The organism is Bradyrhizobium guangxiense (assembly GCF_004114915.1).
Classification (GTDB): Bacteria; Pseudomonadota; Alphaproteobacteria; order Rhizobiales; family Xanthobacteraceae; genus Bradyrhizobium; species Bradyrhizobium guangxiense.
The window spans coordinates 1,400,504-1,419,356 of sequence record NZ_CP022219.1 but is presented as its reverse complement, the minus strand read 5'-3'; the positions used below and the strand labels follow the sequence as shown (position 1 = coordinate 1,419,356).

At 66.1% G+C, this 18,853-nt stretch carries 21 protein-coding genes; 15 read left to right on the top strand and 6 right to left on the bottom strand.

Going from position 1 to position 18,853, the window contains the following annotated elements; genetic code table 11:
* The first annotated feature begins 13 nt into the window (after nt 1–13).
* The 5 genes from X268_RS06680 to X268_RS06660 all read left to right on the top strand — a co-directional run bounded on the left by X268_RS06680 (nt 14) and on the right by X268_RS06660 (nt 4,929).
* Nucleotides 14–1,441, top strand: coding sequence for an FAD-binding oxidoreductase (locus X268_RS06680; RefSeq protein ID WP_128924195.1), 1,428 nt, complete (start codon nt 14–16; stop codon nt 1,439–1,441).
* An 8-nt stretch (nt 1,442–1,449) separates the two neighbouring features.
* On the top strand, nt 1,450–1,899 hold the full coding sequence (locus X268_RS06675) for a GNAT family acetyltransferase (protein ID WP_128929167.1): 450 nt from the start codon (nt 1,450–1,452) through the stop codon (nt 1,897–1,899).
* A 9-nt stretch (nt 1,900–1,908) separates the two neighbouring features.
* A complete protein-coding gene (locus X268_RS06670; RefSeq protein WP_128924194.1) occupies nt 1,909–2,490 on the top strand; it encodes an NUDIX hydrolase in 582 nt (193 codons plus the stop codon).
* 279 nt (nt 2,491–2,769) lie between these two features.
* On the top strand, nt 2,770–3,699 hold the full coding sequence (locus X268_RS06665; RefSeq protein ID WP_128924193.1) for a glycine/sarcosine/betaine reductase selenoprotein B family protein: 930 nt from the start codon (nt 2,770–2,772) through the stop codon (nt 3,697–3,699).
* Nucleotides 3,700–3,735: 36 nt separating this feature from the next.
* Nucleotides 3,736–4,929: a CaiB/BaiF CoA transferase family protein gene (locus tag X268_RS06660; protein WP_128924192.1), complete on the top strand. Its 1,194-nt coding sequence runs from the start codon at nt 3,736–3,738 to the stop codon at nt 4,927–4,929.
* A gap of 215 nt (nt 4,930–5,144) precedes the next feature.
* On the opposite strand, the gene X268_RS06655 is transcribed toward X268_RS06660, so the two are convergent.
* Nucleotides 5,145–5,909, bottom strand: coding sequence for an SOS response-associated peptidase (locus X268_RS06655; RefSeq protein ID WP_128924191.1), 765 nt, complete (start codon nt 5,907–5,909; stop codon nt 5,145–5,147).
* A 63-nt stretch (nt 5,910–5,972) separates the two neighbouring features.
* Between X268_RS06655 and X268_RS06650 the strand changes: the two genes are divergently transcribed.
* The 4 genes from X268_RS06650 to X268_RS06635 all read left to right on the top strand — a co-directional run bounded on the left by X268_RS06650 (nt 5,973) and on the right by X268_RS06635 (nt 7,815).
* Entirely contained in the window at nt 5,973–6,473 is a 501-nt protein-coding gene (locus X268_RS06650; RefSeq protein ID WP_128924190.1) for a hypothetical protein, read from the top strand.
* 33 nt (nt 6,474–6,506) lie between these two features.
* Nucleotides 6,507–6,941: an NUDIX hydrolase gene (locus tag X268_RS06645; protein ID WP_128924189.1), complete on the top strand. Its 435-nt coding sequence runs from the start codon at nt 6,507–6,509 to the stop codon at nt 6,939–6,941.
* A 45-nt stretch (nt 6,942–6,986) separates the two neighbouring features.
* Nucleotides 6,987–7,364, top strand: a complete 378-nt coding sequence (locus X268_RS06640) for a TIGR02301 family protein (RefSeq protein WP_128924188.1) — start codon at nt 6,987–6,989, stop codon at nt 7,362–7,364.
* A 184-nt stretch (nt 7,365–7,548) separates the two neighbouring features.
* Complete coding sequence (locus X268_RS06635; protein ID WP_128924187.1) at nt 7,549–7,815, top strand: hypothetical protein; 267 nt, start codon at nt 7,549–7,551, stop codon at nt 7,813–7,815.
* Nucleotides 7,816–7,987: 172 nt separating this feature from the next.
* On the opposite strand, the gene X268_RS06630 is transcribed toward X268_RS06635, so the two are convergent.
* The 5 genes from X268_RS06630 to X268_RS06610 all read right to left on the bottom strand — a co-directional run bounded on the left by X268_RS06630 (nt 7,988) and on the right by X268_RS06610 (nt 12,130).
* Nucleotides 7,988–8,308 carry a cupredoxin domain-containing protein gene (locus X268_RS06630; RefSeq protein ID WP_128924186.1) on the bottom strand — a complete coding sequence of 107 codons (321 nt, stop codon included), beginning with the start codon at nt 8,306–8,308 and terminating at the stop codon, nt 7,988–7,990.
* A gap of 10 nt (nt 8,309–8,318) precedes the next feature.
* Entirely contained in the window at nt 8,319–8,852 is a 534-nt protein-coding gene (locus X268_RS06625) for a DUF4142 domain-containing protein (protein ID WP_164937579.1), read from the bottom strand.
* An 88-nt stretch (nt 8,853–8,940) separates the two neighbouring features.
* Complete coding sequence (locus X268_RS06620; protein WP_164937578.1) at nt 8,941–9,633, bottom strand: RNA polymerase sigma factor; 693 nt, start codon at nt 9,631–9,633, stop codon at nt 8,941–8,943.
* 119 nt (nt 9,634–9,752) lie between these two features.
* Nucleotides 9,753–10,622, bottom strand: coding sequence for a sulfurtransferase (locus X268_RS06615; protein WP_128924183.1), 870 nt, complete (start codon nt 10,620–10,622; stop codon nt 9,753–9,755).
* 173 nt (nt 10,623–10,795) lie between these two features.
* Nucleotides 10,796–12,130, bottom strand: a complete 1,335-nt coding sequence (locus X268_RS06610; RefSeq protein WP_128924182.1) for a dihydroorotase — start codon at nt 12,128–12,130, stop codon at nt 10,796–10,798.
* A 101-nt stretch (nt 12,131–12,231) separates the two neighbouring features.
* On the opposite strand from X268_RS06610, the gene ygfZ reads away from it, so the two are divergent.
* The 6 genes from ygfZ to X268_RS06575 all read left to right on the top strand — a co-directional run bounded on the left by ygfZ (nt 12,232) and on the right by X268_RS06575 (nt 18,853).
* Nucleotides 12,232–13,107 carry a CAF17-like 4Fe-4S cluster assembly/insertion protein YgfZ gene (gene ygfZ, locus X268_RS06605; RefSeq protein ID WP_128924181.1) on the top strand — a complete coding sequence of 292 codons (876 nt, stop codon included), beginning with the start codon at nt 12,232–12,234 and terminating at the stop codon, nt 13,105–13,107.
* The gene (locus X268_RS06600; protein WP_128924180.1) at nt 13,104–13,730 is read left to right on the top strand and encodes a DNA-3-methyladenine glycosylase I; all 627 of its coding nucleotides are present in this window, start codon (nt 13,104–13,106) and stop codon (nt 13,728–13,730) included. The genes ygfZ and X268_RS06600 overlap by 4 nt, the downstream gene beginning before the upstream one ends.
* A complete protein-coding gene (locus X268_RS06595) occupies nt 13,727–14,341 on the top strand; it encodes a YfbR-like 5'-deoxynucleotidase (protein ID WP_128924179.1) in 615 nt (204 codons plus the stop codon). The genes X268_RS06600 and X268_RS06595 overlap by 4 nt, the downstream gene beginning before the upstream one ends.
* A gap of 150 nt (nt 14,342–14,491) precedes the next feature.
* Nucleotides 14,492–14,998 (top strand): tyrosine phosphatase family protein, encoded by a 507-nt coding sequence (locus tag X268_RS06585; RefSeq protein WP_128924178.1) that lies wholly within the window; start codon nt 14,492–14,494, stop codon nt 14,996–14,998.
* A gap of 19 nt (nt 14,999–15,017) precedes the next feature.
* Nucleotides 15,018–15,986 carry an NUDIX hydrolase gene (locus tag X268_RS06580; RefSeq protein ID WP_164937577.1) on the top strand — a complete coding sequence of 323 codons (969 nt, stop codon included), beginning with the start codon at nt 15,018–15,020 and terminating at the stop codon, nt 15,984–15,986.
* A 143-nt stretch (nt 15,987–16,129) separates the two neighbouring features.
* On the top strand, nt 16,130–18,853 hold the full coding sequence (locus X268_RS06575) for a DUF2339 domain-containing protein (RefSeq protein ID WP_128924176.1): 2,724 nt from the start codon (nt 16,130–16,132) through the stop codon (nt 18,851–18,853).

Here is an 18,853-nt window from a genome sequence, read left to right as displayed (position 1 = left end):
GGAACACGAGACAATGAACATCAACAAGCCTGCCGCTCCTCCGCTTGCGCCCGAGCTGATCGACCAATTCCGCAAGATCGTCGGCGACCGTCACGCCATCACCGATGCAAACGACATCGAGCCCTACGTCACCGAGGAGCGCAACCTGTTCCACGGGCGCTCGCCGCTGGTGCTGCGCCCGGGCTCGACCGCCGAAGTCTCCGCGATCTGCAAGCTCGCCTCCGCGCACAGGATCGCGCTGGTGCCGCAGGGCGGCAACACCGGGCTCGTCGGCGGGCAGACGCCGCACAATGGCGAGGTCGTGGTGTCGCTGCGCCGGCTCGACAAGATCCGCGAGGTCGACACCGCCTCCAACACCATGACGGTCGAAGCCGGCGTGGTGCTGCAGGTCGCGCAAGCGAAGGCGTCCGACGTGGACCGGCTGTTTCCGCTGTCGCTGGGCGCCGAAGGCAGCTGCACCATTGGCGGCAATCTCTCCACCAATGCCGGCGGCACCGCCGCCCTCGCCTACGGCGTGGCGCGCGAGATGGCGCTGGGCCTGGAGGTCGTGCTCGCCGACGGGCGTGTGCTCAACGTGCTGTCGAAGCTGAAGAAGGACAACACCGGCTACAATCTGCACAATCTCTTCATCGGCGCCGAAGGCACGCTCGGCATCATCACCGCGGCGACACTAAAGCTGTTTCCGAAGCCGCGGGCAATCGAGACCGCCTATGTCGGGCTGAAATCGCCGGCGGCGGCGCTGAAGCTGCTGACGATCGCGCAAGGCGAGGCCGCCAATGCGCTGACGAGCTTCGAGCTGCTCTCGGAGATGGCGGTGGATTTCTCGGTCCGCCACGGCATCGACGTGCGCGATCCGCTGGCGGAGAAGCATCCCTGGTACGTGCTGATGGAACTGTCCTCGCCGGGCGACGATGCCCGCACGCCGCTGGAGACGATCCTGACCCGCGCCATGGAGGAGGAGATCGTCGACGACGCCGTGATCGCGGCCAATCTCACCCAGCGCAACGATTTCTGGAAGCTGCGCGAGGAGATGTCGGCGGCGCAGAAGCCCGAGGGCGGCTCGATCAAGCACGACATCTCGGTGCCGGTCGCCGCGGTGCCCGCCTTCATCGCCGAGGCCAATGCTGCCGTGGTGAAGCTGATCCCCGGCGCACGGCCGGTGCCGTTCGGCCATCTCGGCGACGGCAATCTGCACTACAATGTCAGCCAGCCGATCGGCGCCGACACCGCCGATTACCTGGCGCGCTGGCACGACGTGAACGCGGTGGTGTTCGAGATCGTGCTGCGCATGGGCGGCTCGATCTCCGCCGAGCACGGCATCGGCGTGCTCAAGCGCGACGAGCTGCCCGAGGTGAAGGACAAGACCGCGATCGAGCTGATGCGCGCGATCAAGGCGATGCTCGATCCCTTGGGCATCATGAATCCGGGGAAGGTGCTGTGAGCGCACCGATCTCGCCTGCTCCGCTCGCGGTCGATGCGATCAATGATGCCGATGTCGAGCCCGTGGTTGCCCTATGGCAGCGCTGCGGCCTGACGCGGCCGTGGAACGATCCGCATGCCGACATCGCGCTGGCGCGGCGGCGCGACAACTCCACCGTGCTGGTCGGCCGCGAGGGCGGCGCGATCGTCGCGACCGTCATGGTCGGCCATGACGGCCATCGCGGCTGGGTTTATTACGTCGCGGTCGATCCCGACAGCCGGAAACGCGGCTTCGGCCGCGTCATCATGGCGGCAGCCGAGGACTGGCTGCGCGCGGCCGGCATTTCCAAGCTGCAGCTCCTGGTCCGGCGCGAGAACGCGCAGGCCAATGCGTTCTACGGTTCGCTCGGCTTCGAGCTGTCGACCTCCGTGATGTTCCAGAAGTGGCTGGACGGCCGCGCGACCACGCCAAGCAATTGAGATCAAGCCATGACCATTTCCGACCGCGTCCGCATCAAGGACGTCCGCGTGCTCTCGGACGGCTGGACCACGCTGAAGAAAACCACGTTCGAGTACCGCCGCGCCAACGGTGAATGGCAGACCCAGCACCGCGAGACCTATGAGCGCGACAACGCCGCCGCCGTGCTGCCGTACAATCGCGCGCGGCGCACGGTGATCCTGGTGAAGCAATTCCGCCTGCCCGCCTTCATCCGCGGCTACGAAGACCTCTTGATCGAGGCCGCCGCCGGCGTGCTCGACAACGCCGAGCCCGAGGACCGCATCCGTGCCGAGGCGGAGGAAGAGACCGGCTATCGCCTGCACCACGTCCACAAGGTGTTCGAGGCCTTCATGAGCCCCGGCGCCATCACCGAGAAGCTGCATTTCTTCGTCGCCGAATACGAGCCGGAGATGCGGGTGAGCGACGGCGGCGGCCTCGAGCACGAGGGCGAGGACATCGAGGTGCTGGAGCTCGGCATCGACGAGGCACTGGCGATGATCACTGATGGCCGCATCATCGATGCCAAGGCGATCATGCTGCTGCAATATGTGGCGCTGCACGTGTTCAGGTAGCGCGTGAGCTGCCCTCTTCCCTTCTCCCCTTGTGGGAGAAGGTGGCGCGAAGCGCCGGATGAGGGGTTCTCTCCACTCGTGAGACCGTTCGTGAGGATAGGTACCCCTCACCCGGCTTCGCTTTCGCGAAGCCACCCTCTCCCACAAGGGGAGAGGGTTAGCACCGTTCGCGCCGCATCATCCTCATCTGCAATTCTGTCCTGCGCCGCCGCTCCCCCCGTTGAGCAACCCCAAAACTATCTCTAGTCTGGCTCCAACCAAGAACCAGGAGACGCGCCCATGTCCGCTCCGCGCGACGACGAATTCGGCTTTGCGCCCGACTATGATTCCCCCGTCCCCTACATGCAGCGCACCCGCGATTATTACGCGGCGATCGGCTACACCACGCCGTATCGTTGGGCGCATTACACGTCAGCGCCGTTCCAGCCGCTGAAGAAGCCGCTGGAAAAGTCGCGCGTGACCATCATCACGACCGCGGCACCCTACGATCCCGCCAAGGGCGACCAGGGGCCGGGCGCGGCGTATAATGGAGCTGCGAAGTTCTACCAGGTCTATGACGGCGACACCTCCAAGCAGCACGACCTGCGCATCTCGCATATCGGCTACGACCGCAAGCACACGAGCGCCACCGACAATGGCACCTGGTTCCCGCTGCCGCAGCTGTTGAAGGCGTCGGCCGCCGGCCGCATCGGCGAGGTGAGCCAGCGCTTCTTCGGCGCGCCGACCAACCGCAGCCATCGCGTCACGCTCGACACCGACGCGCCGGAGATCCTGGCGCGCTGCCTTGCCGACAAGGTCGACGCCGCGGTGCTGGTGCCGAACTGCCCGGTCTGCCACCAGACCACCGCGCTGGTGGCGCGGCACCTGGAGGCCAATGGCATTTCGACCGTGATCATGGGCTGCGCCAAAGACATCATCGAGCACGCCGCGGTGCCGCGCTTCTTGTTCTCGGACTTCCCGCTCGGCAATTCCGCCGGCAAGCCGCACGACGTCACCTCGCAGGCACAGACCCTAGAGCTCGCGCTTCAGCTGCTGGAGACCGCGAGCGGCCCGCAGACCACGATGCAGTCGCCGCTGCGCTGGAGCGAGGATGCCTCCTGGAAGCTCGACTACAACAATGTCGCACAGCTTTCGCCGGAAGAGCTGGCCCGCCGCCGCGCCGAGTTCGACAAGCAAAAGGAGATCGCACGCGGCAACCGCGCCGCCTGACGTCCTCCGATAACGACAACAAAGTGGGAGAGCGACGTGACGCGACCGTTCGAGGGCGTGAAGATCCTGGATTTTACGCAAGTGCTCGCCGGGCCCTATGCGAGCTACCAGCTCGCGCTCTTGGGCGCCGACGTCATCAAGGTCGAGCGGCGCGAGGGCGAGGACATGCGCCGCACGCCGCTCTCACGCGAATGGGCCGAGCGCGGGCTGGCGCCGGCGTTCCAGGCCATCAACGGCAACAAGCGCAGCCTGACGCTCGATCTGCAGAAGCCGGAGGCGATCGCGATCGTGAAGAAGCTCGCAGGGACCGTCGACGTCGTCATGGAAAATTTCCGGCCGGGCGTGATGGACAAGCTCGGTATCGGCTACGAGGCGCTATCCGCGATCAATCCAAAGCTGATCTATTGCGCGGTGTCGGGTTTCGGCCAGACCGGCCCGGACCGCCTGCGTCCCGGCTATGACGGCAAGATGCAGGCGCTGTCCGGGATCATGGCGATCACCGGCCATCCGGAGACGGGGCCGACACGCGCCGGCTTTGCGGTGTGCGACGTGCTCTCCGGCGCCACCGCTGCCTTTGGTGTCTCGAGCGCGCTGTACCAGCGCGACCGCACCGGCAAGGGGCAGCTCATCGACGTCTCCATGCTGGAGGCGACGCTGGCGTTTCTGTCGGGCCAGATTGCCGACTGGTCGGTCGCTGGCCATCGCCAGACACTCTCGGGCAATCAGGCGGTGAGCCGCCGGACCACGGCGAATCTGTTCAAATGCGGCGACGGCCACATCCTGCTCGCCGTCAACAACGAGAAGCAGTACCGCGCATTGATGAGCGCGCTCGGCCGCGAGGATACGTTGTCAGATCCGCGCTTTGCCGACTGGTTCTCCCGCAACGAGAATGAGCCGGCGCTGCGCGCCATCATCGAGCAGGCGCTCGCGGCGCGACCGGCGTGCGAATGGGAGACGATTTTGGAAGACGCCGGGGCGCCCTGCGCCAGCATCTGGAAGGTCGAGGAGGTGATCGACCATCCGCAAGTCAAGGCGCGCGGTGCGATCCAGGAGTTGGACACGCCCTATGGACGGCTGCGCTTTGCCGGCAGCGGCTTCAAGCTCGCCCATGGCGGCGGCCGGCTGGACCGGATGGCGCCGGAGCTCGGCGCAGATACCGATGCGGTGCTGGATGAGTTGGGATTCGATACGTCGGAGATCGCGGCGTTGAGGGCACGGGAGGTTGTGTGAAGGCGGCGCCGTACATTCGCTGTCGTCCCGGACAAGCGCCAGCGCCGATCCGAGACCCATAACCACAGGATGGTGTTTGGCGAAGACTCGTGGTTGCCCGCGCGCTCAACAAAGCTTCCTGTGGTTATGGGTCCCGGATCGGCGCGCGCTTGAGGCGCGCTTGTCCGGGACGACAGCGGAGTCAATCGCGCCAGCTTGGCTGGAACATAGGCTAGCTAGAACAACGAGCCCTGCCCGTCATCCGAGGACGCAGCCGCAGCCTTCCGCAGCGCCTTCTTCGGCTTGGCCGCCTCTGCCTCCGCCTCGATCTCCTCCGCACTGATCGGCAACAAGAGCTGCTCGTCGTCATTGGCGACGCGGTTGACGCGGGGCGAGACCGGGTGCCAGGCGAATTCGCCGATGCGGGGCGCGGTCATCAGCGGCAGGATCGCCTCGACCTCGTCGCCCTTGATGTCGAGCCAGCGCTCGAAGTCGCGCGGACTGATGGTGACGGGCACGCGGTCATGCAGCGCGGCAAGATCCTCGCCCGCCGCGGCCGTGACGATCGCGACCGTATCGAGCTCCTCGCCGTTCGGCCCAATCCAGGTCTCGAACAATGCGGCGAAACCAAGCGGCGCACCGTCGGCGCGGTGGATGAAGAAAGGCTGCTTGCGGCCGCCTTCCGACTTCCACTCATAATAGCCGTCGGCCGGTATCAGGCCGCGCCGCCGGCGCATGGCTTTCTTGAACGCCGGCTTCTCCAGCACCGTCTCGGAGCGGGCATTGATCAGGAGCGTAAATCCGCGGGGGTCCTTGACCCAGCTCGGCAGAAGACCCCAGCGCATCAGGCGGAAATGGCGCGCGCCGTTCTCGACCAGCACGACCGGAATCGGTTGTGTCGGTGCGACATTGTACCGGGGCGGGAAGTTCGGCTGCTCGACATAGCCGAACAGTTGCCGCAAAGCCGCGGGGGCCGAAGTTATGACGAAGCGTCCACACATCCCAGGATGTCTATATAGGGTCTGTTCAGGTCCTTTTAACCCCGAACGTTAACACTGCGGCAGATGAGCTCAACGGCCTCCCAACCCGCGCGGACGCATGTACAGACGGGCCCCGAGGCTGAGGCCTGGGCCGAGCGGCTGCGCGTGGCCAATATCAACCCGCGGACCGGACTTGCCACCGACTATCTCAACCATTTCAATGAAGCCGTGATGCTGCTGGAAATGGTTCCGGACATGCCCGAATGCGCTGAAGATTTCCTGACCTGGACGCCGCTGTCCTATGCGGAGCATTTTACGGCGTCGAATTTCAAGGCACGGGATCTGGCGATCGAAGCCTATGAGAAGGCCGATCCTAACGTGCGCGCCCAGTTCGACCACCTCACCGATACGATGACCTCGATCCTGACCGCGGTCGGCTCGGCCATGCGCGAGGTCGAAAAGGACGCGACGCGCATCCGCCTCGCCGAGCAGGCCGCGCTCTGGGTCAAGCCGCTGATCGCGGCCTGCGGCGGCATCATCCATGGCGGGGCGGAAGCCGACGTCGACACCATTATGGCGAACTGAGCCAGGTCCTTTCAGAACAGGTCCTTTCAGAAAATGGCTTCAGTCGTCCAGCCCACGCATCCCCAACTCGCCGTCAGCGCCGCCATTTTCCGCGACAGCAAGGTGCTGCTGACCCGCCGCGCCCGTTCGCCCGCCAAGGGCTTCTATTCGCTGCCCGGGGGCCGGGTCGAATTCGGCGAATTGCTGCACCAGGCGCTGAAGCGCGAGGTCGAGGAGGAAACCGGGCTCGACATCGCGATCGTGGGCCTCGCGGGTTGGCGCGAGGTGCTGCCGGCGGCGGCCGGTGCCGGGCATTATCTGATCATGTCGTTTGCCGCCCGCTGGGTGGCGCGTGAGCCCGTCCTGAACGACGAGCTCGACGACTATCGCTGGATCGCTCCCGACGCCTTGGCCGGCCTTGGCGACCTCAAGCTGACCGGAGGGCTGGAGGAGGTCATCCAGTCCGCCGCCCGGCTGCTCCGGGCCTGACGGCTCGCCTTGCGCCCGCCGTCCCAAGGGGGCATACAGCCGCCGATGTCGATGCGATTTCTGGCCATTTTCGCCCTGATTCTCGCCTGCGCCTCCGTGCCCACGAGGGCCCAGGACGTGGCGGCGCCGTTCGACGCCGATTTGCAGCGGCTGGCCGAGATCCTGGGCGGGCTGCACTATCTGCGCGGCATCTGCGGATCCAACGAGGGCAACAAATGGCGCAACGAGATGCAGGCGCTGATCGATGCCGAAACCCCCGCCGGGGAGCGCCGCACCCGGATGATCGCCGGTTTCAACCGCGGCTATAACGGCTTTCAGCAGACCTATCGAAGCTGCACGCCGGCCGCGACGGTGGCGATTCGCCGCTATATCGAGGAAGGCTCGAAGATCTCGCGGGATCTGACGGCGCGTTACGCGAACTGATTCTTCGTCATTCCGGGGCGCGCGTAGCGCGAGCCCGGAATGACGCCCGCCGGAACCTCGTCGTCGATTTTGTTCACAGCCGTTAACCGTTCTTAAAGATGTGGCCTAGCGGTCGTTAATGCCCGTGCTACACCTCTCGCACAGCGCATCGCCGTGGATCGCGCCCCAGCCCTGATCGAGTTTTATGAGCCAGCCGATTTCCTACGCCCCCGCCCGCGCGCCGCTGCCCGACCACGAGCAGAAGCAGGCCGCACTGAGCTATCTCAACGAGGCCTGGGCCGAGGCGCGCCATGACGGCGTCGATGGCGACTGCCTGGCGCAGGCGAGCCTGTTCGCGGCCTTTGCCGAGCTCGTCGGCACCTATGGCGAGGACGCGGTCGCCAAGTTCGTCGAGGGCTTTCCCGGCCGCATCCGCAACGGCGAATTCTCGGTCACGATCGCGAGACAATAGCCTTCCCCGAAAATGCCCCCGCCACGCGGGCGGGGCCAGTCAACGGATGAATGACTTTGCGAAAGGCCTCGCGAAGTCTGCTGCGTTTATCGCACGGAAGCCGCTTTTGGCGGACAAGCATTAGTCTCGCGGCGGCCGGGAGATGTTCCCGTGGCAATCGGGAACGTGCTCCTCACGGCTCGACCTTGAGTGTCGCTTTCATGTTGGGATGATAGCGGCAGTAATAGTCGATCGTTCCTGCCTTCTTCAAAACCCCCGACACCGACTTCCTTGGCGGCAGCGTCACGTCGAAGTCACCGTTCTTCGCGGTGGCGGTGTGGGCGAAGACATCCTTGTTGATCCAGGTGACGGTATCGCCGACCTTGGCCGATATCTCGGCCGGTGAGATCACGAGATTGTCCATCGTGATCTCGATCGTTGCGGCGCGCGCCGGAACGACCATTGCCGCAAGGACGAGCGCTGCGGCGATCGACAATCGTCGCTCCGGCTTCATGACCTCTCTCCTATTTCAGCTCGGCCGCGACGTGCTCGGCGTGCTGCTGATGGCCCTGGAAGATCTTCAGGCCGGTCTGCAGCAGGCTCTTCAGCTCGGCATTGCCGGCGGACGGAATGAGCTGGGTCTCCAGCGCGCCGTTGACCTGCTTGTGGTAGGCGACTTCGTTGGCGACATAGGCCTTGTCGAACGCCGCGCCGCTCAGCTTGTCGAGCTCGGCCAGCTTGTCGCTCGCCTGCTTGGACAGCGCCTTGCTGGTGTCGTTGTCTTCGGGCGTGACGTTCAGCTTCTTGACCAGCGCGAGCGCCTGCTTGTTGACGGCCTCGTGGTCGCGCAGCATGTCCTGTGCAAACGCCTTGACGTCCTTGCTTTTCGCCTTCTTCTGCGCCTGCTTGGCGGCGTTGATGTCGATGACGCCTGCGGTGTAGGCAATGTGAGCGATCTGCGGATCGGTGGGCTTGTCGGCTGCGCCGGCGCTTTGCAGCAGCGCCGGGCTCGACGACAGAATGGCCACGGCGATCGCCGCGTTGCGTCGGGTGAACATGGCTCGATACTCCTGTGGTGCCGGACCTTGCCCGGCGCGTTGCTTCACAGGGATTGGATGGGAGTTTTGCGCCAACGTTCCCGAAAAATTACAAGCTGACGCCAAGGCGCCTGAGCACGGTCTCCGTCAGGCGCTCGCAGCGCTGTCCGGCGAACGGAAATGCATCCATCACGACGGGGCCGATCTTCTTTTCGACGTTCTCGCGCAGCAGGGTGCGCGCACGATGCAAGCGCGTCTTCACGGTCTCGGGTTTGATGGCGAGCAGCTCGGCCGTCTCCTCCATGCTCATCCCCTCCATCACCCGCGCGATGAAGACCATGCGGAAGGCGTCGGGCAGTTCATCGACCGCGTGTTCGACGACGCGCTGAATCTCGCGTTGAGCCATGGATTTTTCCGGATCGGTTGCGGCGGACGAAAGGGGAAACTGGATGATCTGTGCTTCGAGCGTCGCCTCGGGCAGCGATTCCAGGTCGACCTGCGGCTTCCGACTGCGCAGGCGTCCGAGCGCCTCGTTGATCGCAATGCGCGACAACCAGGTCGACAGCCCGGCTTCACCAAGAAATCCATCGAGATGGGTGAAGGCGCGGATGTAGGTTTCCTGCACCACGTCCTCGCTCTCGCTATCGTTGCGCAAGATGCCGCGGGCGAGCCTGTAGAGCCTGCGGTTGTTGGCCTGCACGATCTCGCGCAGCGCGGCTGCGTCGCGGCGCCGCGCGCGATCGATCAGCTCGGCTTCCGATGTCCTGACGCCGGCTGACGGGCCGGCTGCGGTCCTTGGCATGGCGGGCACCTTGTCTCCCTTGGTTCCGGACATTGGATGCAGGCCGCGGGCAAAGGTTCCCGACTTTTCTTGTCCCGATTGCCACCCTCCCCTGGAGGGGAAGGGTAAGAAGGGTCGCACTAATCCGTCTCGATCGGCAGTGCCGAATCCCTCGCCCATTCGCCCATCGAGGCATCGTAGAGCGTCAGCCTGTCGAAGCCGAGCTGCGTCAGCAGGAACAGGTCGATCGTAGCCGAGATGCCGCCGCCGCAATAGAGAATCACGTTCTTGTCGCGCGTGACGCCCTGGCCTGCGAATTTCGTTTCCGCGTCTGCAAGCGTCGTCAGCGTCTTGTCGGCGTTCACGAGCGTTGCGGCCGATACGTTGACGCTGCCGGGAATACGGCCGGGCCGGCCGTAGCGGCTCCGCTCGAGGCCGCGATGAAACTGCGGACCGAGCGCGTTGACGATGACCGTCGAGGGATCACCGAGCCGCGACATCACCGCGGTCTTGTCGACGAAGAAGCCTTCGCGCGGCGTGGCCCTGAAAGTCGTGGCTGGATACCCTCGCGGTGCGCCTGTCTCGACCGGCCGCCCCTCCTCCTTCCATTTGTCGAAGCCGCCGTCGAGCACACAGGCCTCGACGCCGAGCGAGCGCAGCATCCACCAGAACCGCGTCGACCACATCATGGTGCCGATGCTGTAGAGCACGATGGTCTTGGACGCATCGAGGCCATGGCGGCCGAAGGCCGCCTCCAGCTGCGCCACATCGGGCATCATGAAGAACTGTTGCGACGAGGCGTCGGAGAACTCCCCTTGCAGGTCGAGAAAATCGGCGCCGGGGATGTGACCCGCGGCAAACGTCTTGTCGCCGGCCACGGCACGATAGGGCACATCGCTGCCGGGTGGGACGGGCTCGTTATACGTCGTGCAGTCGTAGAGGCGGAGATTGGGGTCGCCCAGGATGGCGGCGAGCTGTTCGGTGGCGATGAGGGCGGTTGGCCGGGACATGATGGGCTCTCCCAATTTGAGCTCTCGCTTCGTGGCACACTGTCATTGCCCGCAAAAGCGGGCAATCCAGTATTCCAGAGACCGCAGCCGTATCAGCCAAGTGTCGCCGCGGAGTACTGGATGCCCCGGGTCAAGCCGGGGCATGACAGCGGAGCAAGAGGCTTGGCCTATTCCTACGCCTTCAGCGTCTCCAGAAACCGCACCGGCTCGCCTTGCGAAGCCGTCACCAGCTCGCCCTGCCACATCACACGGCGGCCGCGGATGAAGGTGCCGACGGGCCAGCCCGTCACGCGCACCCCGTCATAGGGCGTCCAGCCGGCCTTGGACGCCACCCATTTGTTGGTGATGGTCTCGCTGCGCTTGAGATCGACGATGGTGAAATCGGCGTCGTAGCCGGCGGCGATGCGGCCCTTGCAGGCCATATTGTAGAGACGCGCGGGGCCGGCACTGGTGAGGTCGACGAAGCGCGCCAGAGAGAGCCGGCCGGCGTTGACGTGATCGAGCATCAGCGGCACCAAGGTCTGCACGCCGGTCATGCCGGAGGGCGAAGCCGGATAGGTCTTCTGCTTCTCCTCCAGCGTATGCGGGGCGTGGTCGGAGCCGAGCACGTCGATGATACCCTGCTCGATGCCGCGCCAGATCCCGGCGCGGTGATCGGCGCCGCGCACCGGCGGGGTCATCTGCGCCAGCGTGCCGAGCCGCTCGTAACATTCGGGCGCAACCAGCGTCAGGTGATGCGGCGTCGCCTCGCAGGACGCCACGTCCTTGTGGTCGCGCAGGAACTCGATCTCCTCCTTGGTCGAGATGTGCAGCACGTGGATGCGCTTGCCGGTCTCATGCGCGAGCTTGCCCAGCCGCTGCGTCGCCATCAATGCCGCGGTCTCGTCGCGCCAGACCGGATGCGAGCGCGCATCGCCCTCGATGCGCAGCGACTTGCGCTCGTTGAGGCGATATTCGTCCTCGGCGTGGAACGCAGCGCGGCGGCGGATCACCTGGAAGATGCGGCGCAGGCTTTCGTCGTCCTCCACCAGCAGCGCGCCGGTCGAGGAGCCGATGAATACCTTGACGCCGGCGCAGCCCGGCGCGCGCTCGAGCACCGGCAGGTCCTGCACGTTCTCACGGGTGCCGCCGATGAAGAAGGCGAAATCGCAATGCATGCGGTGATGGGCGCGCTTCACCTTGTCGGTGAAGGTGGCTTCCGTCACGGTCAAGGGCGAAGTGTTCGGCATCTCGAACACCGCGGTGACCCCGCCCATCACGGCGCTGCGGGAGCCAGTCTCGAGGTCTTCCTTCTGCTCCAGCCCCGGCTCGCGGAAATGCACCTGGGTGTCCATCACGCCGGGCAGGATGTGCAGCCCCTTGCAGTCGATCACCTCGGCGGCGGAGCCTTGCGACAACGCGCCGATCTCGGCGATGCGGCCATTCGCGACGCCGATGTCTCGCTGGCCCTCGCCGTCCTGGTTGACCACGGTGCCGCCTTTGAGGATCACGTCGAAACGCTGGGTCATGGCTAAAGGCCCCTCTCATCCCCAAGCGCAGGGCTCGAGGTCTTGTCGTTTATGCCTCGCGGGCTTACGTTCCGGAGCAACATGTCGCAAGAGATTTTCGCATGAAATCAGCGTTTCTTCCCGACCGGGGCGTGGTCAAGGTCGCGGGCGAGGATGCGCGCAACTTCCTCAACGGCCTGGTCACCACCGATCTCGACAGGCTGAAGCCGGGCCTGGGGCGATTCGGCGCGCTGCTGACGCCACAGGGCAAGATCATCGTCGATTTCCTGATCACGGAAGTGCCCGCCGGCCACGGCGGCGGGTTCCTGATCGACTGCCCGAAGGCGCTGGCGGAAACCCTCGCCACCAAGCTGAAATTCTACAAGCTGCGCGCCAAGGTCACGGTGGAAAACCTCGATCTCGGCGTGCTCGCCGCCTGGGATGGCCAGCTCGCGACGCAACCGGACCTCGCCTTCGCCGATCCGCGCAACGGCGAGCTCGGGTATCGCATCCTGGTCCCCGACGATCTCAAGCAGAAGCTGTCCGACCTGATCGGCGCCGAGCTGGTCGATGCCACCGAATACGAGACGCACCGCATCGCGCTCGGCGTGCCGCGCGGCGGGCTCGACTTCATGTACAACGACGCGTTCCCGCACGAGACCAATATGGACCGTCTCGCCGGCGTCGATTTCGACAAGGGCTGCTATGTCGGCCAGGAGGTCGTGTCGCGCATGCAACATCGCGGCACCGCGCGCACCCGCAGCGTCAAGGTGCTGCTCGACGACTTCTCGCCGGAGGCCGGCGTCAGCGTCATGGCCGGCGACAAATCCGTCGGCACGATGGGTTCGTCGGCCAAGGGAATGGGCATCGCGCTGGTGCGCATCGACCGCGTCGCCGACGCGCTCGATGCCGGCCAGCCGCTTACCGCCGGCGGTCTCGCCTTGAAGCTCGCCGAACCCGAAATCGTCCGCATCCCTGCGAAGCAGCCCACCGTATGAGCCGAGCCCCTCGTCTGCATCCCGACGGAAAGACCCGCTGCCCGTGGCCCGGCGACGACCCGCTTTATGTCGCCTATCACGACACCGAATGGGGCGTGCCGGAATATGACGACCGCGCGCTGTACGAGAAGCTGATCCTCGACGGTTTCCAGGCCGGCCTGTCCTGGATTACGATCCTGCGCAAGCGCGACAATTTCCGCAAAGCCTTCGACGATTTTCAGCCGGAGAAGATCGCGCGCTACACGCCCAAGAAGGTGCACGCGCTGATGAACGATGCCGGCATCGTGCGCAACAAGGCCAAGATCGACGGCACCATCCTCAGTGCCAGATCGTATCTCGACATCATGGAGAAAGGTCCGGGCTTCTCGAAGCTGCTGTGGGACTTCATGGACGGCAAGCCCAAGGTCAACCATTTCAAGACCAGCGCGAGCGTGCCGGCCTCGACGCCCTTGTCGGTGCAGATCTCGAAGGAGTTGTCCTCGCGCGGCTTCAAGTTCGTCGGCCCGACCATCGTCTATGCCTTCATGCAGGCGACCGGCATGGTCAACGACCATCTGGTCGACTGCCACTGTCACGCGACCTGCAGCAAGACGCAGCGCAAGCCGCGCCTCAAGGTCAAATGACGGCGAAGAAGACCGCGCGCGACGCGCAGTCCCGGGCCTGGCAGCGCATGCTGTCGGGCCGGCGGCTCGACCTGCTCGATCCCTCCCCGCTCGACGTCGAGATCGCCGATATCGCGCACGGGCTGGCGCGCGTGGCGCGCTGGAACGGCCAGACCGCCGGCGCGCACATCTTCTCCGTGGCGCAGCACACGCTGCTGGTGGAGACGGTGCTGCGGCACGAGATGCCGAACGTCGATCAACGCATGCGGCTCGCCGCGCTGCTGCACGATGCGCCCGAATATGTGATCGGCGACATGATCTCGCCCTTCAAGGCCGTGCTCGACGGCCATTACAAGGCCGTGGAGAAGCGCCTGCTCGGCGCCATTCACATCCGCTTCGGACTGCCCCCGGTCCTGCCGGAGGAGATCACGCAGGCCATCAAGGCCGCCGATCGCGGCGCGGCTTACCTTGAGGCCACCGAGCTTGCGGGCTTCAGCGAAAGCGAGGCGAAGCGCCTGTTCGGCAAGGATCCGGGCCTCTCCGACAGCGTCCGGCGCGACTATCTGACGCCCTGGACCGCGGCGCGAGCCGAGAAGCAGTTTCTGGAGCGGTTTGGCGCGGTGTTTGCGTGAGTATTATTTCGTTGTAGGTGCCGTAAGGGTGGGCAAAGGCGCGCTTGCGCCGTCCCCGCCTCCTTTCGCGTTTGCGACAAAGGTGGTGGGCACGCGTCGCTTTGCCCACCCTACGGCACCGGCTATAATCAGCGGCAAAAAAGGTCCGCCATGATCCACGTCTGTTCCCTCGCCGCGCTTCCCGAAACCGTTCGCCTCACCGGGGCGAGCCATGTGCTGACCGTGATGGCCAATGTCGAGCAGGTGGCGCGGCCGGTCTCGGTGCTGCCGGCCAACCATCTCAAGGTGTCGATGGACGACATCACCGAGGAGATGGACGGTTTCACCGCACCGTCCGAAACGCATATCGATCAGGTGCTGAATTTCGTGCGCGGTTGGGACCGCAGCGCGCCGCTGGTGGTGCATTGCTATGCCGGCATCAGCCGCTCCACCGCGAGCGCGTTTGCCGCGGTGTGCGCGCTCAATCCGAACCGTGACGAACTCGAGATCGCCAGGAAGATCCGCGCGGCCTCGCCGATCGCCTCGCCGAACCGGCGCATCGTCGGCCTCGCCGACCGCGCCCTCGGGCGCAACGGCCGCATGCTGCGCGCGCTCGACGAGATCGGCCCGGGCGCGATGATGGTCGAGGGCCGCCCCTTCGTGATCGAGCTCGAATGACAGCCGCGATATCAGCCGCATGAGCGAGACGCTGCTGACGCCGATCGAGATCGGCCTGACCGCGGCGATCGTCGCGATCGAGGGCCATGAGCCGTTGATCCTCACCGCGCGCGGCGGTGACGGGCTCGCCGGCCTGCCGTTCGGCCCGTTCGACGCGCTCGCGCACCGCACCTTCGAGATCGGCCTGCGCGCCTGGGTCGAGGAGCAGGCCGGCCTGCGGCTCGGCTATGTCGAGCAGCTCTACACCTTTGGCGATCGCGGCCGCCATGCCGAGGCCGGCGATACCGGCGCGCATATGGTGTCGATCGGCTATCTCGCGCTGACGCGCGCGGTGGACGGCGAGCTTGCGGCAAACGCGGCGAGCTTCGCGCCATGGTATCGCTTCTTGCCCTGGGAAGACTGGCGCGAGGAGCCGCCGGCGATCATCGCCCGCGACATCATTCCCGCGCTGACCGAATGGGCCGCGGAGGAGACGCCGGAGACGATCCGCGCGCTGCCGCGCAAGGATCGCGTGCGGTTCTATTTCGGCCTCGACGGGGCCGCCTGGGACGAGGAGCGCGTGCTCGACCGCTACGAGCTCCTGTACGAGGCCGGGCTGGTCGAGGAAGCGCGGCGCGACGGCCGCCCGGCGGCATTGGCCCGCAAGAGGCTTCCTCCGCTCGGGACCTCGATGCGGTTCGACCACCGCCGGATTCTCGCCACGGCGATCGCGCGGCTGCGGGCAAAACTGAAGTATCGTCCTGTCGTCTTTGAACTTTTGCCGCCCGAATTCACACTTACGGAACTGCAGCATACGGTGGAGGCGATCTCCGGCCGGCACCTGCACAAGCAGAACTTCCGCCGCCTGGTCGAAATGGAAGCTCTGGTCGAACCGACCGGCGTGATGTCGACACAGACGGGCGGACGGCCGGCAGCGCTCTACCGCTTCCGCCGCGAGGTGCTCCAGGAGCGGCCTGCGCCGGGCTTGCGCGTGCGCTCCCGGCGCTAAAGCATGATCCGGAAAAGTGCGAAGCGGTTTTCCGGAAAGATCATGCGCAAACAACAACCTAAAGCGCGAGGACGAATCTCATCGCGCTTTAGACTCTGAGATTTGTGCCGCCGGCCCTGCCCCGCCGGTTGCCTGGAGGCTTCATGTTCGACGGCCCGTTCGACACCTTTGCGGTGATCATCGCGATCATCGCCTTCCTGATCGCGATCAAGGCTTCCAGCCAGGCGGCCGAGCTGCGCCGGCGACTGAACGCGCTCGAAGCGATGTTCTACGCGCAGCGGCCGGTCCAGCCGCCGCCGCTGCCCACGCTGGCGCAAGCCGAGGCGCCCGCAACAGCGACCGCCGAGCGACCGCCGCTTGCGCCTGAGGCCGAGCCGGCGCTGCCTCCGCTCGTCACCGAAGAGCTTGCGCCGCCCCCGGTCGAGACCAGCCCACAGGCCGATGCCCCGCCGCCACTGCCTGGGCCCGCTCCCGCATCTGATATTCGAGAACCTGGCTTCGAGGAGCAGCTCGGCACGCGCTGGGTGGTGTGGATCGGCGGCCTTGCGCTCGCGCTCGGCGGCTTCTTCATGGTGCGCTATTCGATCGAGGCCGGCCTGCTCGGCCCCGGCGTGCGCGTGTTCCTGGGCGGCCTGTTCGCGGCGGCGCTGCTGGGGGCGGGCGAATGGACGCGGCGCAAGGAGAGCATCTCCAACATCGCGGCGCTGCCGATCGCCAACATCCCCGCGATCCTCACCGCGGCCGGCACGGCGGTGGCGTTCGCGACCATCTATGCCGCCTATGCGCTCTACGGTTTCCTCGTGCCCGCCACCGCTTTCGTGATGCTCGGCATCGTGGCCATGTGCACGCTCGCCGCCGCGCTGCTGCACGGACCGGCGCTCGCCGGCCTCGGCGTCGTCGGCGCCTTCGTGACGCCGGTCCTCGTCTCCAGCGGCAAGCCGGATTATTGGGCGCTCTACATCTATCTCGCCGTCGTCACCGCCGCGAGCTTCGGCCTCGCCCGCATCCGGCTGTGGCGCTGGCTCGCGGTCACGACGATCGTCTTCGCCGTGCTCTGGCTGTTCCCGGGTCTCGACACCGGGCAGGTCCAGGTCGCGCCGCACGCCTTCCATGTCATCGCGGGCTTCGTGCTCGCCGCCCTCCTCGTGGTCTGCAGCTTCATGTTCGGCCCCGGCATCGAGGACGGCGAGATCGAGCCGGTGTCGTCGAGCTCGCTCGGTGCCTATCTGTTCGGCGCGATGCTGATCGTGCTGTCGAGTGCGCACGCCGATCTGGCGCTGATCGCGTTTGCGCTGCTCGTCGGTGCAACGCTGTTCGTCGCCTGGCGCGCGCCGGCGGCCACCGGCGCGCTCGGTGCGGCTGCCGCCACCGTCTTCATCGTGTTCGCCGAATGGGCGGTGCGCGCCAGTCCGGACATGCTGGTGCTGCCGGGCGGCGCGATGTCAGGCGTCGGGCCGACGGCAATCGACAGCTCCGTGACGCTGCATCTGGTGACGGCCGCGATCTTCGCCGCCGGCTTCGGCATCGCGGGCTTCCTGGCGCAGGGCCGCTCGAACTCGGCAATCATCCCGGTGGTGTGGTCGGCGGCCGGCGTCGCGACGCCGATCGCGATCCTGGTTGCGCTCTATGCGCGCATCGCCCATCTCGACCGCTCGATCCCGTTCGCGATCCTCGCCGTGCTGCTTGCCGCGGCCTTTGGTGCCGCGACGGAAGCCCTCACGCGCCGCGAGAGCCGGCCGGGCACCATGATCTCCACCGCGTTGTTCGCGACCGGCACGCTCGGTGCGCTGGCGCTGGCGCTGACCTTCGCCCTGGAGAAGGGCTGGCTGACGATCGCGCTGGCACTGATGTCGCTCGGCACCGCCTGGATCTCGATGCAGCGGCCGATCCCGTTCCTGCGCTGGCTCGCCGCCATCTTCGCTGGCATCGTCACCGCGCGCATCGCCTATGACCCACGCATCGTCGGCGACGCCGTCGGTACCACGCCGATCTTCAATTGGCTGCTCTGGGGCTACGGCCTGCCGGCGGCCTCGTTCTGGGGCGCGAGCATCTTCCTGCGCCGCCGCGCCGACGATCCGCCGCTGCGCATGGTGGAGACTGCCGCGATCCTGTTCACAGCACTGCTCGCCTTCATGGAGATCCGGCACTTTGCGACCGGCGGCCGCATGACCTCGCCGCCGTCGCTGCTCGAGTTCGCACTGCAGGTCTGTGTCACGCTCGCAATGGCGATCGGGCTGGAGCGCCTGTGGCTGCGCAGCCACAGCATCGTGCACAATATCGGCGCTGTCGTGCTCACGGCGATCGCCGGGCTCATCAGCGTGCTGGGTCTCCTGATCCTGGAGAATCCGCTGCTGTTCACCAGCGTCGATGTCGGCGGCCTCGTGTTCAATTTGCTGCTGCTCGGCTATGCGTTGCCGGCCGTGCTGATGCTGCTGCTCTCTTACGCCGTGGCGGGCCATCGCCCCGTCGCATATGCCAACACGATCGCGGGCGGCGCCCTTGTGTTCGCGCTCGCCTATGTGACGCTGGAGATCCGCCGCTTCTATCACGGCCCGGTCCTGCTCTACGGCGGCACGACGAGCGCCGAGCAATATACCTACTCGATCGGGTGGCTCGCGTTCGGGGTGATGCTGCTTGGCGTCGGCATCCTGGTCAATTCGGAGCGTGCGCGGCTGGCCTCGGCCGCCGTCATCGGGTTGACGATCCTGAAGGCCTTCGCCGTCGACGTCTGGACCTTGACGGGCGTCTACCGCGCGCTGTCGTTCATGTGCCTCGGCGTCGTGCTGGTCGCGATCGGCTGGCTCTACCAGCGCATCCTGTTCCGGCGGCAGGCCGCTCCGCCGCCGGCCCCGCAGGCGACCGCGTAA

Excerpts from the sequence above, each read along its gene's own strand:
- X268_RS06665 (WP_128924193.1), top strand. The coding sequence starts at position 2,770 with ATGTCCGCTCCGCGCGACGACGAATTCGGCTTTGCGCCCGACTATGAT.
- X268_RS06630 (WP_128924186.1), bottom strand. The coding sequence starts at position 8,308 with ATGAAGCCGGAGCGACGATTGTCGATCGCCGCAGCGCTCGTCCTTGCG.
- ygfZ (WP_128924181.1), top strand. The coding sequence starts at position 12,232 with ATGAAATCAGCGTTTCTTCCCGACCGGGGCGTGGTCAAGGTCGCGGGC.
- X268_RS06575 (WP_128924176.1), top strand. The coding sequence starts at position 16,130 with ATGTTCGACGGCCCGTTCGACACCTTTGCGGTGATCATCGCGATCATC.
- X268_RS06640 (WP_128924188.1), top strand. The coding sequence starts at position 6,987 with ATGTCGATGCGATTTCTGGCCATTTTCGCCCTGATTCTCGCCTGCGCC.
- X268_RS06580 (WP_164937577.1), top strand. The coding sequence starts at position 15,018 with ATGAGCGAGACGCTGCTGACGCCGATCGAGATCGGCCTGACCGCGGCG.
- X268_RS06670 (WP_128924194.1), top strand. The coding sequence starts at position 1,909 with ATGACCATTTCCGACCGCGTCCGCATCAAGGACGTCCGCGTGCTCTCG.
- X268_RS06680 (WP_128924195.1), top strand. The coding sequence starts at position 14 with ATGAACATCAACAAGCCTGCCGCTCCTCCGCTTGCGCCCGAGCTGATC.
- X268_RS06595 (WP_128924179.1), top strand. The coding sequence starts at position 13,727 with ATGACGGCGAAGAAGACCGCGCGCGACGCGCAGTCCCGGGCCTGGCAG.
- X268_RS06655 (WP_128924191.1), bottom strand. The coding sequence starts at position 5,909 with ATGTGTGGACGCTTCGTCATAACTTCGGCCCCCGCGGCTTTGCGGCAA.
- X268_RS06645 (WP_128924189.1), top strand. The coding sequence starts at position 6,507 with ATGGCTTCAGTCGTCCAGCCCACGCATCCCCAACTCGCCGTCAGCGCC.
- X268_RS06600 (WP_128924180.1), top strand. The coding sequence starts at position 13,104 with ATGAGCCGAGCCCCTCGTCTGCATCCCGACGGAAAGACCCGCTGCCCG.
- X268_RS06585 (WP_128924178.1), top strand. The coding sequence starts at position 14,492 with ATGATCCACGTCTGTTCCCTCGCCGCGCTTCCCGAAACCGTTCGCCTC.
- X268_RS06620 (WP_164937578.1), bottom strand. The coding sequence starts at position 9,633 with ATGCCAAGGACCGCAGCCGGCCCGTCAGCCGGCGTCAGGACATCGGAA.
- X268_RS06615 (WP_128924183.1), bottom strand. The coding sequence starts at position 10,622 with ATGTCCCGGCCAACCGCCCTCATCGCCACCGAACAGCTCGCCGCCATC.
- X268_RS06625 (WP_164937579.1), bottom strand. The coding sequence starts at position 8,852 with ATGTTCACCCGACGCAACGCGGCGATCGCCGTGGCCATTCTGTCGTCG.
- X268_RS06635 (WP_128924187.1), top strand. The coding sequence starts at position 7,549 with ATGAGCCAGCCGATTTCCTACGCCCCCGCCCGCGCGCCGCTGCCCGAC.
- X268_RS06610 (WP_128924182.1), bottom strand. The coding sequence starts at position 12,130 with ATGACCCAGCGTTTCGACGTGATCCTCAAAGGCGGCACCGTGGTCAAC.
- X268_RS06650 (WP_128924190.1), top strand. The coding sequence starts at position 5,973 with ATGAGCTCAACGGCCTCCCAACCCGCGCGGACGCATGTACAGACGGGC.